General features: G+C 46.2%; 2 protein-coding genes. Both read left to right on the top strand.

Translation table 11 applies throughout. The features are described from left to right. Positions 1-209 precede the first annotated feature (209 nt). Positions 210-1,763 carry an LGFP repeat-containing protein gene (locus HMPREF3153_RS12290; protein ID WP_082254330.1) on the top strand — a complete coding sequence of 518 codons (1,554 nt, stop codon included), beginning with the start codon at positions 210-212 and terminating at the stop codon, positions 1,761-1,763. Positions 1,764-1,837: 74 nt separating this feature from the next. Then, positions 1,838-2,146, top strand: coding sequence for a hypothetical protein (locus HMPREF3153_RS13180; protein WP_080974114.1), 309 nt, complete (start codon positions 1,838-1,840; stop codon positions 2,144-2,146). Positions 2,147-2,255: the final 109 nt, after the last annotated feature.

Raw genomic sequence — 2,255 nt, 5'->3', positions numbered from 1 at the left:
AAATAGGGTGTCCACTAAACGAGGGTAACCTCACCCTAATGCCTGTTCCCTAGATAACAATCTCAATTTTAACTACACTGATCGTTGACTTTAGCTATTAATCTGTAAGCAAACCTAGAACTACTAAGCAAACTTAGGACCACAATAATCAATAGTTGAAGTCAACGTAATTCTCATCTCTAAACCAATCAGTTCCCCCTGAGGATAAAATGAAGATTAGACGTCTCATTCTAGCTACCTGCGCAGCCCTCTCTTCCCTTTCCCTCGTTGCTACGTCATCTGCTACAGCCGATGAATTTCACGGTCATTGGGTGAAAGGAAGAATCCTTGAAACCTACAACCGCCTCGGTGGATACGGCACTTTTGGAAACGCTAGTACCGAAGAATTGAATGCTGCTAATGGAGGAAAGTTCCAAGAATTTCAGCGCGATTCATCAATTTACTGGCATCCCTCAGTATCAAATGGAACTGCTCACCAAGTCGGAGGGAAGATCCGTGAAAAATGGGGGGCTTACAACTGGGAGAATGGATACTTAAACTATCCAATCACGAACGAGCTTCCTACTCGTGCTGCGAATGGACGTTTTAACCATTTTCAAGGTGGTTCTATTTACTGGAGTCCTGCAACCGGCGCCCACACTATCCAAGGCGCAATCCGCGATCGCTGGGCAAACCAAGATTGGGAAGTAGGTTCACTTGGTTTCCCCACCACAGATGAGCAGTCCACTCCTTCAAAGACGGGAAAATACAACCATTTTCAAGGTGGTTCTATTTACTGGAGTCCTGCAACCGGCGCCCACACTACCCAAGGGAGAATCCGCGATTACTGGGCGAATATCGGATGGGAAAACAGCCGTTTTGGTTTCCCCACCAGCGAGGAATACAGAGTAGGAGGTGGGGCAATTCAACAGGATTTCCAGGGACAAAACCTGCAATGGGTTCCCTCAAACTCTTCTGCTCTTGCCCCCTATAAACCTGACTACGCAAGTTATGATCAACAGTACCTCCTGTTTGACCAGAACGAACGGTGGACGCCGCAAGCCATCAATAGAGAAGTAGTCACGCATTTTAACCAATATTTCACGTTCACCGGGTGTCCTGATGAACTCTATGCTGAAGCCAAATGTGAGCTAGACGCAGTGGGCGGTACAAAAGCTCCAGTCAAAATCGAAGCAATCTCGGCAGATGGTTTCAGCATTCGCTCATTAGAAGGGCATCCTGAGGGAGCGGATCGCCTGATCAACTTTAAGTTCACGACTTACAGCTACAACGGGGCAACGAATATCCGCCTTCGAGTACAGGCTTCCGGTCCAGTATCCAACGCGTCATATTTGGGCCCGTTGAATTCGGAAACTGTTGCTCGATATTCGTGGTCAAAGTTTTCACAAAATCTACAGAAACGAATCAACAATTCGCTGACGACCTACATCACCAGTGACAAATTCACTCCTTCGATTCGGTCTTTCCGCTCCATATCGCCTGAGGATACGACTATCCTTTCGAATGATCCGGGAATGGAAGAAACAGAAGTTATTAATCCAACAAACGTAGATACTTCCAAGATTACGAACGAGGTTCCTTTGTTCCCAATCGACACAGAAGACGCCAAACTGGAGCAAACCCTTGGAGAAACGAATCCGGCTACTACGACAGAAACTTCGGACTTGGCAACAGAAACACTGGCTGGTGATGAGACAAAAAGCGATGTAACTGTTTCGGAGCCCGCAAAAAGCTCTACCCAAGAGCCAATCAATCCTAGTTAATGGGTGCAAGACAGATTGAGGCTTCTAGAATTTTACTGGTTAGAGTCCAAACTCCCTGTTGAAGAAGGGAAAACATGCTCTATATAGTTCCGGGGATACTAGCTGGGATAATTTTTTATTTGATTCTTTCAGGAGTGAGCTGGTTCGTTAATAAAGTATGGCCAAAAAATCGACAGCTGCGAGCACATAGTCGTCTTGCCATTCATTGTCTAGCCGCTATCACGTTTACTATTTTCCTTGTTGTTTCCGGTGGCGGTGGAAATTGGGCCACCCACTTACAAATCAGCGGTTTCCTATTGTCCGGATGCATGTTGAGCTTCGTAACATCAATCCGAGACACCCCTCCTCAACAAGAAGAAAACGGGAAAATGCCCAGCAGATAGATGGGAACAAAGCTCTACTTTCAGCTATAAGCGATAATGCGCTGAAGTTAGGGCTAGCGGAGCTTAAGAGTTAATTTGTGATGTCTATGGAGTTTTTGGTCACGGAGTC

This window comes from Corynebacterium sp. HMSC06C06 (assembly GCF_001807295.1).
GTDB lineage: Bacteria > Actinomycetota > Actinomycetes > Mycobacteriales > Mycobacteriaceae > Corynebacterium > Corynebacterium striatum.
Note: the sequence above shows the minus strand (reverse complement) of the source record. Positions and strands in the feature narration are given on the sequence as shown.

Bases quoted from the DNA above. Each gene is read 5' to 3' on its own strand.
- HMPREF3153_RS13180 (WP_080974114.1), top strand. From the start codon at position 1,838: ATGCTCTATATAGTTCCGGGGATACTAGCTGGGATAATTTTTTATTTG.
- HMPREF3153_RS12290 (WP_082254330.1), top strand. From the start codon at position 210: ATGAAGATTAGACGTCTCATTCTAGCTACCTGCGCAGCCCTCTCTTCC.